The organism is Shewanella sp. WXL01, from assembly GCF_012263345.1.
GTDB lineage: Bacteria > Pseudomonadota > Gammaproteobacteria > Enterobacterales > Shewanellaceae > Shewanella > Shewanella maritima.
Genome location: NZ_JAAIKQ010000004.1, coordinates 274662 through 289572 on the forward strand (window position 1 = coordinate 274662; position 14911 = coordinate 289572).

10 protein-coding genes are annotated in these 14911 nt (G+C 44.4%); 4 read left to right on the forward strand and 6 right to left on the reverse strand.

All coding sequences use genetic code 11. The annotated features are described in order from the left end of the window. The first annotated feature begins 67 nt into the window (after positions 1–67). The 3 genes from G3R49_RS12725 (at position 68) to G3R49_RS12735 (ending at position 2870) form a co-directional block, all read left to right on the forward strand. Complete coding sequence (locus tag G3R49_RS12725) at positions 68–823, forward strand: hypothetical protein (RefSeq protein WP_130601013.1); 756 nt, start codon at positions 68–70, stop codon at positions 821–823. Then, entirely contained in the window at positions 816–1379 is a 564-nt protein-coding gene (locus tag G3R49_RS12730; protein ID WP_130601015.1) for a hypothetical protein, read from the forward strand. Before G3R49_RS12725 ends, G3R49_RS12730 begins: the two co-directional genes overlap by 8 nt. Positions 1380–1484: 105 nt before the next feature. Further along, positions 1485–2870, forward strand: coding sequence for a hypothetical protein (locus G3R49_RS12735; RefSeq protein WP_167869919.1), 1386 nt, complete (start codon positions 1485–1487; stop codon positions 2868–2870). 65 nt (positions 2871–2935) lie between these two features. Here G3R49_RS12735 and G3R49_RS12740 read toward each other — a convergent pair whose 3' ends face one another. The 6 genes from G3R49_RS12740 to G3R49_RS12765 form a co-directional block, all read right to left on the reverse strand. Continuing rightward, positions 2936–5173 (reverse strand): PAS domain-containing protein, encoded by a 2238-nt coding sequence (locus tag G3R49_RS12740; protein WP_130601019.1) that lies wholly within the window; start codon positions 5171–5173, stop codon positions 2936–2938. A 128-nt stretch (positions 5174–5301) separates the two neighbouring features. After that, positions 5302–5928: a TatD family nuclease-associated radical SAM protein gene (locus tag G3R49_RS12745; RefSeq protein ID WP_167869920.1), complete on the reverse strand. Its 627-nt coding sequence runs from the start codon at positions 5926–5928 to the stop codon at positions 5302–5304. A 230-nt stretch (positions 5929–6158) separates the two neighbouring features. Beyond that, entirely contained in the window at positions 6159–9356 is a 3198-nt protein-coding gene (locus G3R49_RS12750; RefSeq protein ID WP_167869921.1) for an efflux RND transporter permease subunit, read from the reverse strand. Continuing rightward, complete coding sequence (locus tag G3R49_RS12755) at positions 9356–10585, reverse strand: efflux RND transporter periplasmic adaptor subunit (protein ID WP_130601025.1); 1230 nt, start codon at positions 10583–10585, stop codon at positions 9356–9358. The genes G3R49_RS12750 and G3R49_RS12755 overlap by 1 nt, the downstream gene beginning before the upstream one ends. 474 nt (positions 10586–11059) lie before the next feature. Next, positions 11060–12283: an ATP-dependent RNA helicase SrmB gene (gene srmB / locus G3R49_RS12760; RefSeq protein WP_130601027.1), complete on the reverse strand. Its 1224-nt coding sequence runs from the start codon at positions 12281–12283 to the stop codon at positions 11060–11062. A 54-nt stretch (positions 12284–12337) separates the two neighbouring features. After that, positions 12338–13120 carry a tRNA1(Val) (adenine(37)-N6)-methyltransferase gene (locus G3R49_RS12765; protein WP_167869922.1) on the reverse strand — a complete coding sequence of 261 codons (783 nt, stop codon included), beginning with the start codon at positions 13118–13120 and terminating at the stop codon, positions 12338–12340. A gap of 436 nt (positions 13121–13556) precedes the next feature. Between G3R49_RS12765 and brnQ the strand changes: the two genes are divergently transcribed. Then, positions 13557–14879 (forward strand): branched-chain amino acid transport system II carrier protein, encoded by a 1323-nt coding sequence (gene brnQ, locus G3R49_RS12770; RefSeq protein WP_348633928.1) that lies wholly within the window; start codon positions 13557–13559, stop codon positions 14877–14879. The last annotated feature ends 32 nt before the right edge of the window (positions 14880–14911 follow it).

Consider the following 14911-nt stretch of genomic DNA (forward strand, 5'->3'; position numbering starts at 1 on the left):
CAGCTGACTTATGTTCTCAATAACGAAATTATTTTGAGAGTATTAGCAAAGGCTTAAGGTAATAAACATGCAGATTGGTGGCTGTTGGTTCGATATTAAGGCTAAAACCTTAAATAATCGAATTAATAAGAAAACTTGGTCGTTAGACGATAGAGCATTTTGGATACTCTCTGAAGTGGTAAAATGTCGCGGCCAAGTTTTGTCTTTAGCAACCTTTAAGCATCCACATCTTGACGAGTCGGGCAATGCCCCACAAGCCCTCACCGAGGAGCAAATCGCCGAAACGATCTCTGTATTGCATTACTACTTGGGCGATGAGCATATTTGCTTACTAGAGTATATGCCTACTCGTGGGGTAGTACTGCATCATCGTCATACCCATCAGCACACAAAGGTATTGGATAACCCTAATGCAGTTATGTCGCTAGGTCAGTTTGTGGCTATTGTAATGGTGCTGCTGTGTGCGTTGATGTACATGTATTCGGGTATTCGTAGTTCAGTATCGAATGATGTTGATTTTAGCGTACCCATTTATGATCGTAGTGGCGCTTTTACTCAATTGCATATTTATACCGATCCCGCGAATCACGAATTTATTGAGTTTCATAAGGCTAATATTGTTGACCACTTATCTCAATGTGAGTCTTTGCCATGGGACACCATTGCCGCTTCCTTATCGAAAGATAGATTCACCATTAACTTTGTGTTGAAGCGGGTACTGGACGACCGCTGGCAATTCCATAATGTGAAGGTTTTACGTGAGGTGGAAGGTGAGCGCTTCTTTACTCTAGATTGGTTAAAAGAGGTGAATATCTGTGAGTAAAACTTTGTCGCGCTATTCAAAGCAAATCAACGACAAGATATTGCTGGTTGTCGGCTTTATCGCAGGTTTGCTATTGATTTATTTGGTCCTACAGCGCTGGGCTGATAGCCGCGAAATCTATCAGTTTGAGTGTCAGGCAGAGGCTTATAAAGTCGATATCGCTTCGCTTGATGGTGATCCGCTTCGAGGGAATTTGATTCTTAAACTTGAAGTGCGTGAGCAGCACTTAGTGTTGACTTATTATTCAGCGTTTGAAGAGACCATTCGCGAGTTCGTGGCATTTGAAGGTGAGTTGCAAGAGCTAGAGGTTGGCTCTATGACCTATAAAATCGACTTTGAAGCAATCGAAGTGAATTTGCAGCCTAACAGTCAGCTTTATCCCTATCTTACCAGCGAGCTAGACATGGCTGACAAGAGCCTAGCTTATGGTTATAAATTTACTCAGCATTTAAGCGTAATAGACATGGATAGCAAGCTTAATTTTATGCTAGTTAAGTTTACCCCAAGCGCAAGTTTATGGGCCTGCTCCCGCTTAAACCTGCCTAAAAAGCCTTGATATTACCACGTAAACTAAGTTGGTTTAGCTGTAGCAATTGGTTACAGCTTACGCTTAGTCGATGATATAATAAGAGTTCCTAGCGGGTTAACCAAGAGGAAAGCTTTGACCAAAGTTAACATCAAGCAAGAAGAATCCTTATCTATTAAATTCAGCCATCAACTATCGGTGGCGGATCAGCGCACCCTAGACTTATATTTTTACCTTCCCACCGAAATGGGGATCTCTGCCGATACCCTAAACGAAGAAGAGTACTATCACGCGAATATTATTGGTAGGCGTTCATACTTTTCAGATGCTCTGCATTTGCCGCTCGTACAATCACGTTTTGTTAGCCTTAACAAGCGAACCCTTGAAGAGTTCAGGTTGTATTTAAACCTGTTTGCTTACCAGTTTGCCGTAGCGATCGAGACTGATGCTAAACAGGTAAGGCAGCTTACTGAGCCTGAAGAGTTTTACCCGGCATTGTTGGAGCTAAGTGAAAGGGCACGACAGCTATTGAAAAAGTTTCGCCGTAATGAGCCTGAACAAGACAAGTGGCAGTCGTACTTTGGGCATGCAGACAATTATCTGTCTTGGTTTTGTGAGCAGCAGCTTTTAAAAACACTCTCTACCAGACCTCGCAGCGCCGAGTTTGCCGATGTTAAAGATCAAGTGGTGCAATATTGTCGCAAAGAAAACAACTACCGAGAGCTGGAGCGTAAGTACAATTCACAACGCACTAGAGAAGATGCAAACCGTATCTCGAATAAGATGTTGTTACTTAGGCGTCTAATTCAACAAGGGGTTGTACTTAAAGAAGATTTGAAAGTGCTGGGCGTAGGGCTAAAGAAGTTTGTTACAGGCTTAGCGACTGGGCTCGTGATGATTGTGGTGTCAGCGTTGATTATTAAAGCGCAGGGCTTTTTTAGTGGCTTAACCTTGTCGCTCATTATGGCGCTGTCAGTTATTTACGCATTCAGGGAAATCTTTAAAGAAGATATTCGCAATGCCATGTGGCGCCTCATCCAACGTGGTAGACCAAGATGGAGCCGTACTTTAACTGACACTTCAACCAAAAAGCCAGTCGCGAGGCAGTTGATATGGCTGGAGTTTTTGCGGCCTAAAGATATTCCTAATGCAGTATCGCTAATTATGAAACATAGGCATCGGCAGAATAAGGTTGAATCTGAGGTTCTGCATTACCGTATCCAAAGTAAGGTGAACACTAAGGAATTTGCCGCGGGTTATACTCAGTTCCAAGAGCAAGTTGTTTTTAGCTTAATTCCCTTTGCGCGCCACCTAGAGCGGGGCAAGGCAAAAATTTACAGTGAGCAAGATGGCAAGGTCAGTAATGAGTCTGTTGAGAGACGTTATCAGGTGAATCTGGTGGTCGCGCTGAAGGATGGTAAGCAGTCAGTTGAGTACGCCCGCTATAAAATCACTATGAACCGTTCGAGCATTGTCGAGTTAACAGAAAGTCGCTTGCCTGATGAGTTAAATGCGGTTTAATGTTAGCGATAAGTAATAAGAAGGATGTTAACGCTAGCTTGCATTAACACCCTTAATTTATGGCTTTAACCATCTATCGACATAGGCCGTGTAAACGCCTGACAAATATTTTGATCGCCCGATTGCTTGGCGCGTCTAAGTGCAACTTCTGCTTTGGCTAAATATTGCTCAAAGTTCTGTGGTTCAAGGTAGCCGGCAATACCGATATCAATTCCTTCGCCCAGCTCATTTTCTTCCAGCAGCTTGATGCAATTAATCGCGTACTGATGGGTTTGGGTGGCGTTGGTTTCAGGTAAGAAGATTAACAGTTTGCCTAGTTGCCAGCTTACTAATTGGTACTGGCTTGGAATATCCACTAACAGTGCCAGTTCAATCTCTTTTTGGCGCTTCTCAATTTGATTGATGTCGCCCATATGGCTAAACAAACCGTCGGGGTTTATGTCAATCAGCATCAAGTTAGACTGGGCTCTAGTCGATTCAGACAGCGTATTAAATTTGTCTTCAAAGTCGCTCATGCGCATGACAAAGTTACCTACCTGGCCGATGATGTTTTGTCCCTTGCTGTTGGCAGAACTTGGGTTTGCCTCTTCAAGAGTAAATACCAAATAGTCGATTTCACCGTCTTGGTTTAACTGGCAGTTGATTGTCAGACGATAGCTTTGGTCAAATCTCGCTTTAGAAAACGGCAATAATTGTGCTGACCAACTACCTTGGATGGGCAATGCTGTCATAATGTTATGCCATTGGCTTTGTAAATCCTGGCCAAGCAACGCCATAATATTACGCTCAGGTGACTCTGCTAGCCCCATCACTTTATTAAACTGCTGGTTGAATTTTAAGATTTTGCCATCAGCATCTGTTAGCGCGATAGGTACAGCTGCATCGGCGAGCATTTTATAGCGGTTTGCCTGGCGCTGACTCTTCGCGAATAAGCTCATATCATAGAAGGTGACAATCCAATGGCGATCATTAGTAGGCTCCAAACTAATACACAAGTGGAATAAACGCTTTTCATCGTTATTAAGCCTAAGCTCTCCAGTCCAATTCTCGCCTTTATTCACGATAGTATTAATTTCTTGATATACCTGCTCTGGGATATTGAAAATACGCTGCAGTGTACGGTCAACAATTTCTTCCTCAGGCAAGTTTACATATTTGTATGCCGATTGGTTTGCTGTAACAATACGACCGTTACGGTTGATGAGCATGCAGCAGTTTTCACTATTAAATAACCCATTGGCAAGGTAGATGCTGTTGACCTTGGCTTGCCCTTCAAGGTTATAGAGCTGCCTGAGTATGACTAGAAGCGATGACAATAAGCTAATCACTAAACCCACTGCAATTAACACTAACTTCCATTCAAAGAACTTATCGGCGATGTCGGAATGACGAATGTACGACAAGGTGTAGTACTCGCGCTGAGCCTCTGCCTGGTTAGATACTTCAATTTTTAAAAACACAAAAGTGGCTTCATTACTATGGAACTGGCCATAGTTATTTTGCGCCATGTTTTGCCAAAGCTCAGGATAAGACTGGGCGATACTTGAGCCTAAAGTATCAGGCATACCTTTTAATGGCCTAGGTTGACCGGCGCCAGCATATAAAAAACCTTTAGTATCAAGCAGCAGTAGCGGTGAAGCCTGGTCGAAGAAGGCCGGTTTTACTGACTGCAGCATTTTAATAATCGAGTTGTAAGTAACTAGGTACCCTTTAATGCTTTGGTCTGGGTTTTCTATCCAAGCGAGTTGATAAACATATGGTTCAAGCACCCCATTTATTGGGGTAAACGCCATGGGTGATGAGTAAATCTCATTCCCACCAAAGGCGCGGTTTGGATCCATCACTGATGGAGGTAATGTTAGGTCGATAAACTCGTCTGAGCTGGAAAACTTGAGCTTACCTTGAGGGCTAAACAAGGCTACGCCAAGCAACTCTGGAATGTTACGCGACAATGAGTCCCATTGGGTGATAAGGCGCTGCTTTTTGTCTGCAGTTGGGTTTTCAAGATACTGTCTTAGCAGCTCGCCGCGGGAAAAGGTAATGGTACGGAATTTAAAAAAGTCGGTTCGTTCACTGGTTAAGGTGCCAACCGTTTGTAATTCGCTATAACGTTGCTGCGCCCAGTCATCTTGCAAGCTGCGCTCACCAATTGAGATAAACATGGCGGTAGCAATAATAATGGAAATATTGAGTAGCAGTAGCTGGCTCGCAAGTGACAGGACCTGTTTACGAGTCCAGCGAACTTTCTGCGATGAAATAAGTAGTGCTTTAGACGACTTAGTGGCTTTTTTGCGTTTAAACATGGAATTTCAGCAAGCACAAATTGATATGCGGCATACTAACATGACGTTGAGATATTGACGAATTTTGCCATATATCTAACTGTTAGTATTTGTTTAATCGCCAACACTTGCTCAATAGAGCAACATCTTTACCCAACTACATCTAAATGCCGATGCTTAAACGTGCAACCTGCACGTTCTACGATTTCACGGCAGTTATCGATGTTTACCCCTTCAAGGCCGTCAATGGCACTTACTTGCACATCCTTAATATACTTAGGTGCAAGCTCTATAAATTCTAATAGTGCGTTATAGGAGTGAGCCAGCTTAGGTTGGCAATGAGTCTGGTAACTTTGCTCGCTATCAGCATTGAGTGAAATAGACAGGCTATCAACTACTTCGGCGAGATCGGGTAGGATATTACGGCGGTGGAATAAATTACCTAAACCGTCGGTGTTGACACGCACTTTACCACCACGGGCCTTAATGACCTGAGCGATGCCGATTAAGCAGGAAAGGTTGAGTGTTGGCTCGCCATAACCACAAAATACGTACTCATCAAACGAAGTGACATCACCAAGTAGCGGGATCACATCCTCCGCTGTCACTGTCTTATTCAAGCTAAGCTCAAACTCATGAACCTGTTTACTACCGTTTTGTTTTGGGCAAAATTGGCAGCGCAGCGTGCAGCGACCAGTAATATTGAGATAGCGACTGTTGCGAATGTCGTAAACCAGTGTCGCGGTATCAGCAGTGTTCGATTGAGTATTAGGCATGTACTTTTTGCTACAACTAAAGTGGGCGTATTAATTTAAAAGCTAGACTTTACTGCTTTAAATGTTTGGGCCTTAGCGCGAATATCAGGCGTAAATTGTAGCGATTAACGGGGACTCGTTCTGTTGCCTTGCTCTCAAACATACATAAAAAAGGGCTAAGCCGTTAAAGTTTACTGGCTTAACCCATTTATCTTGGCAAAACTGAAGCTCTGCTTATTTGTCTTTAGCAATTAGTCTTTAGCTGAAAGTGTCACGCCTTGACTGGTAAGTTCGGCAGTTTCAGCGTTAACTTGAGCTGGTAAATCTTCAGCCCAAGGCCACCACCAATGCCAGAAGCGATTCAGCATATGTTTGGTGTCATCCAAAATGATGTATAGCACTGGTACCAACACTAAGGTCACCACGGTTGAGAACAAGATACCAAAGGCAAGCGATGCGGCCATAGGGATCACAATCTGAGCCTGCAGGCTTTGTTCCATCAAAATAGGCGCTAAACCAACGAAGGTGGTTAATGAGGTTAAGATAATCGCCCTAAAGCGGAAACAACCTGAATCGATAGCCGCTTTTTTAATGCTCTCGCCTTGAGCGCGAGCGCGGTTAACAAAATCAACCAAGATTAATGAGTCGTTAACCACCACACCTGCCAGTGCGACAATACCGCAAAGGCTAAGGACGCTCATTGACAGGCCAAGCATAAAGTGACCCACCAGTGCGCCAATCATACCAAATGGGATAACCGACATGATAATTATAGGTTGGGTGTATGACTTCAGCGGGATAGCCATCAACGCGTAAATGGTAAACATGGCAAAGAAGAAGCCTTGCATTAAACCTACCATAGCGTTTTGTTCATCAAGACTGCTGCCATCTAAAGATGAGGCTACTTCAGGATAGCGCTGAGTAAGTTCAGGCAAGAACTGCTCCTGAATTTCCTCTACCACTTTTGATGGCTCAACTTTATCTTTGTTGACGTTCGCATTAATCGTAATCGCGCGCAGACCATCTACACGGGTGATTGACGCATACGAATCACCTAAATCGATTTCAGCAACCGTTGAAAATGGCACCGAAGCACCGTTAGGTGTGCGGATCATCATATTTTCAAGGTGACCAATAGTGCGACGCTGCTCAAGTGGATAGCGCACCATTACTTTTACTTCTTCTTTGTTGCGTAAAATACGCTGGGCTTCAAAGCCGTAGAAGCCATAGCGAACCTGACGAGCTAAGTCAGATAGGCTTAAACCCTGGGCCTGTGCTTCTGGTTTTATGTTGAGCCGGATTTCCTGGCTGCCCGATGAAAAGTTATCTGAAATATCAAATACGCCTTCATAGTTTGCTAGCTTGGCTTTTAGCTCTTTCGATGCCTGCCCTAATTGATCAAGATCGTTTGACGTTAAACGAAATGACAGAGCGCCACCTTGATCGTTGGTACTGGCACTAATATTTAGCTTTTTGACTGCTGCTAGCTCTGGTAGCTGCTTACGCCAGGCTTCAGCGATTGCTACTCCATCAATTTCACGGTCTTCAGCCTTGGTAAGTTCTGTGAAAATGAATGCTGAACTACGAGAGTTAAGGGCGATGAAGCTGTGTTTAACGACTTCGCTTCCGTATTCATTTTCCATTTTCATATTCATCGAATACAGTGAGTCTTCGATTTGCTGAAGCACTTTTAAGGTGTTTTGCTCTGAGCTGCCTTCCTCCATTTCAAGCTGAACCTGAATGAAGTCAGACGGAATATCTGGGAAGAATACCCAGCGTACTTTACCACTTGCAACTAATGCCATCGCAAGGATCAACACGCCGATAAAAGTCGCAACAGTGGCGTACCTATGCTTAATAGCAAACTCAAGGAAGTAGCGGTACTTGTTATGAATAAAGTACTGCAGTTTGTCGTTCAGGCCTTGTTTAAATCGTGAAAAAGGATTTTTGCTTGGGCCTTTTGGCTTGTTAGATACCTTCATATGTGCCAAATGAGCCGGCAAGATTAACTTTGACTCTACCAGTGAGAAGGCAAGACATAAAATCACCACCATGCCAATTGATTGCCAGATGATCCCCATAGGACCCGACACCATCAGCATAGGCACAAAGGCGGCGATAGTGGTCAGCACCCCGAAGGTTGCAGGCATAGCAACACGCTTAACGCCTACGACTACATTCTCTAGTGAATGGCCTTTTTTCTCCACTTCACTATAAGCACTTTCACCCATTACAATCGCGTCATCGACCACGATACCTAGCACCAGAATAAAGGCAAATAGGGTTAGCATGTTGATTGACATACCAATTGGCTCAGTTGGCATTAATAGTAATGAGCCAAGGAAACATACAGGTAGACCCATCATTACCCAAAACGCCAGTTTAAGGTCCAGAAACAGCGCAAGGATAATAAATACCAGTAAGGCGCCGTAAAACATGTTTGATAACATCATGTTTAAGCGACCTTCGAGGTAGTGGGTTAGATCTCCCCAGGTATCAAGCTCAACGCCTTGTGGGAGTTTGTCTTTTTTGGTGGCAATGTAGTCTTTTACCTGCTCAGAAATAGCCAACGCGTTTTGGTCGTCAATGCTCAATACTTCAATAATGGCTGCAGGCTTACCGTTAAAGCGGGTATAACCGATGCGTTCTTCAAAGCCATCTTTAATATCAGCGACTTGCGGCAGCATCACCCGGCTACCATCGGCACGGCTACTGACTACAATGCGAGCAAAATCTTCACCTGTATATGCCTGACCTTTAGTGCGCAGCAAGATGTCGCCATCTTCAGCGCGGATAGAGCCGCCAGGTAAGTCGATAGACGAGCGCTGCACAGCTTGCGCAACTTGGTCGAAAGTAAGGCTGTATTCTCGAAGCTTGTCTTCAGATACCTCAATTGAGATCTCATAGTCACGCACGCCAGCTACTTTGGCGCGGGTTACCGCGGGTAGCGAGGTAATTTCATCGCGAATTTGCTTGGCGGTTTCTTTCATTTCGTGCTGGGTCATATCGCCATACACAGAAATCCAGATCACGTTGTTTTCAGGTTTTATCTGGTAAAGGTTAGGTTTTTCAATATTGTCAGGAAAGGTTGAAATGGCATCAACGCGCAGCTTTGCTTCATCAAGTACTTTTTGCACATCGTAGTCATCTTCGACTTCGATGGTCACCGTACCAGAACCATCGCTCGCTACAGACGTGACCTTCTTGATACCCGTTACATCTTGAATTGACTCTTCAATCTTGATGTTAATGCCTTCTTCAATTTCTTGCGGCGCAGCGCCTGGGTAGGCAACCTGAATATTGATTAGGTTCAACTCAAAGGTAGGGAATACTTCTTTATTGATGATTTGCGCGCTAAACAAACCACCGACAATCAGCAATACCATGAGCAGGTTGGCCGCGACATTGTTACGGGCAAACCAGGCAATAATTCCTTTTTGGCTTTCCATTAATCGTTACCTTGCTCTTCTTTAGTGTCAGATTGAGTGATTGCAGCGTCATCTTCAGCGACTTGCTCGATTAACTCCTCTGGACCTTCTTCACCTAGCACTTTGACTTGCTGACCGTTTTGTAGCGAGTTGTTGCTGGAAACCGATACGCGCTCGCCTACCTTTAAACTGCCTTTAATGTAAACATTATCGACGTCGGTGCGCACGATATTGACGTCACGAAGCTCTACAGTGTTGTCGTCTTTAATGATAGTCACAGAGTCATCTCGCACCACATAGCGTGGCAGTTTGACAATTCCATCGACCGAGCGCCCTTTGATTACTGCGTTAACGAAGCTGCCGTACTTTAGCGGCAATTTTCTGATATCAGATTCTTGCTGCATGTATGGATCATTCACTTCAGCAACCAGATAAACCATACGGTTTTGCTCATCAACCACATTTTCGTTACGCACAATTTTACCTAACCAGCTTACTTGCTTACCGGCTAAAGATGCTGTGAGGGTTACGGTGGTTTCAGGTTTTTCGATTGACTCAAGATAAGCCAGATCCTTATTAGGCAGTGGCAGACGTACCTCTGCAATACCGATATCGTAAAGCTCACCTAGCTTAGTGCCTACAGTGATGTACTGACCTAAATCAACGCTGCGGGCCTTAATGATACCGTCAAATGGTGCACGAATAACTGTGCGGTCTAGATTGCGCTGGGCACGGGACAATGCTGCTTGAGCTGATTTAACATTGGCTTGCTCTTTCTTTAATTGTGGAATACGAAGGCCAAGCTCAGGTGCCACACCACCATCGAAGTCTTTAAACTCAATTTTAGCTACTTCACCGCGAGCAATCTCTTCATCTAGGATTGCTTTGGCTTGTGCGAGTCCCGCTTGTGCTTGCATTAGATCTGCCTGATAGTCAGAGGGCTCTAATAACGCCAGTTTTTGGCCTTTTTTAACAATGCCACCGGCAACAAAAGCAGGCGCAATTTCTAAAATACGTCCTTGAACCTCGGTAACGAGTTGCGTTTTGTGTTTAGGCTGAACTACACCATATGAAGGTAGGTTAAGGGACACTGTTTGCGGCTCAACACTGATGACCTCGACTACAGGTAGCACGGTTGTTTCTTGCTTTTTCTCAGGCTCTTGTTTTGTGCTCAGTAAGATCCCTGCTAGAGCAACAAACACAAAGATGATTAAGAAAGGTAATAGAAAGCGGAATAGTTTTTTTAACATACTTAATTATGTATCCGTACGAGTTTAGCGCTTTTAGAAAGTGTAGTCGCTGTGGCCTTTTTGTCCTGACAACTCAGCCAAGCGTATTTGACTCTATAAATTAGCAGAGTATACGTTTATACAAAACGGCTATTTTGTAAAAAAATGCATGAATTGAACATATTTAACTACCAGAATTTAATACAATTTAGTGCGCCTTGTTACTAGCTTGTTGGGGAGAATGGAAGCTGAGTAAAAGCTCAATTAGTGAGTTTGTTGGTGAATTTGACTTTGTCCTAGGTGTTAATCGCGCAAAGCGGTATTAGCTTCGATAATGTGGGTGATAATGCAGAGCGGTATAGTGATATGTATTCGTTAGATTTTTTAGCTTTTTACTGACGTAAGTGGGTTGCTTTTTAAGCAAAAAACCTTGAGCAATTTATATTACTCAAGGCTTCGTTATTCTGAGATTGTCTTTAGCTGATCAAAGTTAAATCATTTTTTCGACTTTTTAGGCTTCTTGGCTTTCTTCTTCGTGCCTTTGGCTTTTTTCTTGGTCGGTACGCGTGCTTCTTTGTTATTGGGGCGCAGTGATTCGATGATACGACGTTTTAACGGCTGTTCAATATAGCGCTCAACCTTGGCAACTATGCGCATATCGTGCGCCTCAACCAATGAGATAGCCGTGCCTTTGGCGCCAGCACGACCTGTACGGCCAATTCGGTGAACATAGGTGTCAGCTGAGCGAGGCATGTCATAGTTAATCACGTGACTAATGTCTTCTATGTCGATACCACGTGCGGCAACATCGGTGGCTAAGAGTACATTGACCTCGCCTTTGGTAAAGCTACCTAAAGCTTGGAAACGTTTCTTTTGCTCCATGTCTCCACGCATAAACGCACATGGGATACCCGCTTGGCGCAGTAAACCTTCAAGGCTAGCAACAACCTCACGAGTTTTTACAAACACAATGGCGCGTTTAACTTCTTCTTGCTGCAGTAGATTGCATAGCAAGGCAAACTTGTGCGATTGATTATCAGCTAGGTGGATCCACTGGTGGATTTTGGCTTTCTCGCTACGAGGTGCATCGTCAATATCAATCAATACAGGTTCAGTTAGTAGCTCGCGTGCAAAACGGTTTACTCCACCACCTTCAAGGGTTGCTGAGAACAACATGTTTTGCTTGCGGCCTTGAGCTTCAATCGCAATAGACTGCACGATTGAAGAAAAGCCCATATCTAGCATACGATCAGCTTCATCAATAATTAGTTGCTCAACTGATGTGGCATCAAACAGCTTTTTGTCCAGATATTCGTGTAGACGACCTGGGGTGGCAATAAGGATATCAATGTTGCCTTCAAGCGCTTCTTCTTGTGGTGCGTAAGGCACGCCACCTGTAATTAAACCAATATCGAGGTTTAAGTTGGTTGCCAAGTGACTGGCGTAGCGATGAATTTGGCTAGCAAGCTCACGGGTAGGGCTTAAAATAAGCACTCGCGCTTGACCTTTGTAGCGACGTGGAAAGTCGACTAGGTGCTGCATTGCAGGCAGCAAGAAGCTTGCAGTTTTACCTGTTCCAGTGGGCGCGCGGGCTAAAATGTCCTGCTGCTCCATTGCAAGCGGAATTGTTTGCTGCTGAATGCTGGTTGGGGTTTTATGGCCCATCGCTTTTAGGGACTCAAGAAGGCGATGGTCAAGTTCGAAATCTTCAAATAACATGGACATGTCTCACTGGAAACTAGCCGAGCAGTATAACTTATCTGCAGTGTTTCACTAAAGTTTTAAGTAAAAATCGCGGCAAATTTGCTGCATTTGTTGGCTGTAAAGACCATTTTTATCCTGGATGTGCATATGCTGTTGCAATAACTCAGTAGCATGCGCTGCTAATTCGCCGCTCTTACGTTGCTCTTCAGCGCAAGATTCATGACGTAAACACAACAGAACTCGGCTTGGTGCTTTATGGCTTACAGTGGAAACATTAACCCGTTGCGCCAGTTGCAGCTGAGTGTTAGCCATAGCCATAGTAAATGCATCAAGTGACTCACTCGGCAGCACTAAGCTTGCTAAGCCTTTTTCTGCTAACAAGGTTTGAACGTGTTGCAATAGCTCGTTGAAACTTAAGCTGTTAGTGTGTCTGGCGTTAGCGCGCCTGAGTTCCTGAGTTTGCGGGCCATTGTCAAAGTAGGGTGGGTTACATAGGATGTGGTCGAACTTGCCAAGCCCATGCTCGCTACCTATGGCTGCGTTTAGCACGCTAACTTTATTGGGCCAGGGGGAGTTTGCCACATTGTGCTTTGACTGCGCTGCTGCGGCTGCATCGATTTCAACCGCTGTGATAGCAACTGATTCGTGAGTTCGCTGCGCCGCCATCAAACTTAATATGCCGCTACCACTGCCTATGTCGAGAATGCGTTTGATGCTTTGCTTATCGCTTGGTGTACCCGCAAGCAAATCTTGCTGCAATGGTGCCCATGCGCCAAGTACTACCGCATCTGTGCTCACACGCATACCGCACTTGTCATCATCGATATGAAACTGTTTAAAGGTAAAAGGCATTCAGGCATTCAATTTGCTGCTGGTCGTTGCCGCGCAGTTTACCTCTATCTATTAACTGAAACTAGGGGGCTTAATGCCGCGGCTTGTTTGTTGCAAACTGGGCGTTAATGTATCGCTATAGTTACTGCTCTGTATTGGTTGTTGAACGCTTTTTGGTGTTTTTGGTTGGATGTACTGTATCAACTTGTTTGCAGCGAATATCTTTGTTATTTGTGTCTGCTACTGCATTACAACTTGAATAAACCTGTTGGGTTAGACTGCTTGCGTAAGCTAAATATGCATAGGGTTTGACTAGGTTTTCTATTCGACTTGTTGCCAAGGAATCATGAGGGCGGGTTGCCTAGTTTACGCATCTTGCAACAACTAGGCGCTAGATTAAATGCAACGAATCACTTAAGTTAACAAAATACTTACAAGAAGAAATAGGAAACACAGCGTGCAAACCAGCCAAATGACCCTAACCGATACGTTAGGATTGGGTTTTATGACTTTCGCCTTCTTTTTAGGCGCAGGTAACCTTATTTTTCCTCCTTTTGCGGGCATGATGGCCGGCGAAAACATGTCTCTAGCTATGCTTGGCTTTTTAATTACCGCGGTGGGTTTACCATTGGTCGGCTTGATTGCTGTTGCCAAAGCTAAAGGCGAGATTATGGCGCATTTGCCAGTCTTTGCAGCTACAGCACTTGCTGTGGCAATTTATATTATTATTGGTCCAGCCTTTGCTGCGCCTCGTACCGGTCTGGTGGCTTATGAGATTGGCGCTGTACCATTTTTATCAAACCCAAATGCCACTACTGTGATTGCTGGTGCGACGTTTAACATCTCGCAGCTGGTTTATTCCATTGTGTTTTTTGGCATTGTGATGCTGCTGTCACTATTCCCAGGTAAGCTACTCGATAATGTAGGTAAAGTGCTCACGCCAATTTTGATTATCCTACTTGTGGGTTTGGCCTTGTCGGTAATGTTTATTCCTGGCTCAGAAGTCGGCGCCCCAGTAGGCGACTATCAAGCTAACGCATTAACCAAAGGCTTCCTTGAAGGGTACAACACCATGGATACCCTAGCTTCGCTAATGTTCGGTATGTTGATTATCGACCTGCTGCGTAAAAAGGGGGTTGAAGATACCAAGCTGCAAACCAAGTACCTTATTCGCGCAGCGTTAATTGCTGCTGGTGGTTTGGCATTTGTGTATGTGTCACTGTTTTTCTTGGGGGCGACAGCCGGTGATTTAGCAGCCGGTGCCGATAATGGCGGGGTAATTTTAACCAATTATGTCACCCATGAGTTTGGCACTATGGGGACAGTGTTGTTATCAACTGTTGTGACACTTGCATGTTTAACCACCGCAGTGGGTTTAGTGTCTGCATGTTCTGACTTTTTCAACGACTTGCAGCCGCGCTTTACCTACAGTCAATATGCTGTGTTCTTCAGCGTTGTGAGCGCAACGATTGCTAACGTCGGACTGGCAGAGTTAATTAGCATTAGCGTACCTGTGTTGATGACCATTTATCCTGTTGCGATTGCGCTGGTATTGGTTACCCTGGTTGGACACCTGTTCCCTAATCAGCAATTCGCTCACCGTGCGGTACTTGCTGTGGCTTTATTCTTCGGTATTTTTGATGGCATTAAAGCTGCTGGTTTTGAAGTGCACTTCTTCGATTGGGTGCCACTGCAGTCACAGGGTATGGCTTGGGTGATCCCAACAACGCTAATGATGATTGCCAGTTTGTTTATTGGTAAAAAACAAACCGTTCAATAAGCTTTATCAATAATACCAATTAGGATAAATAA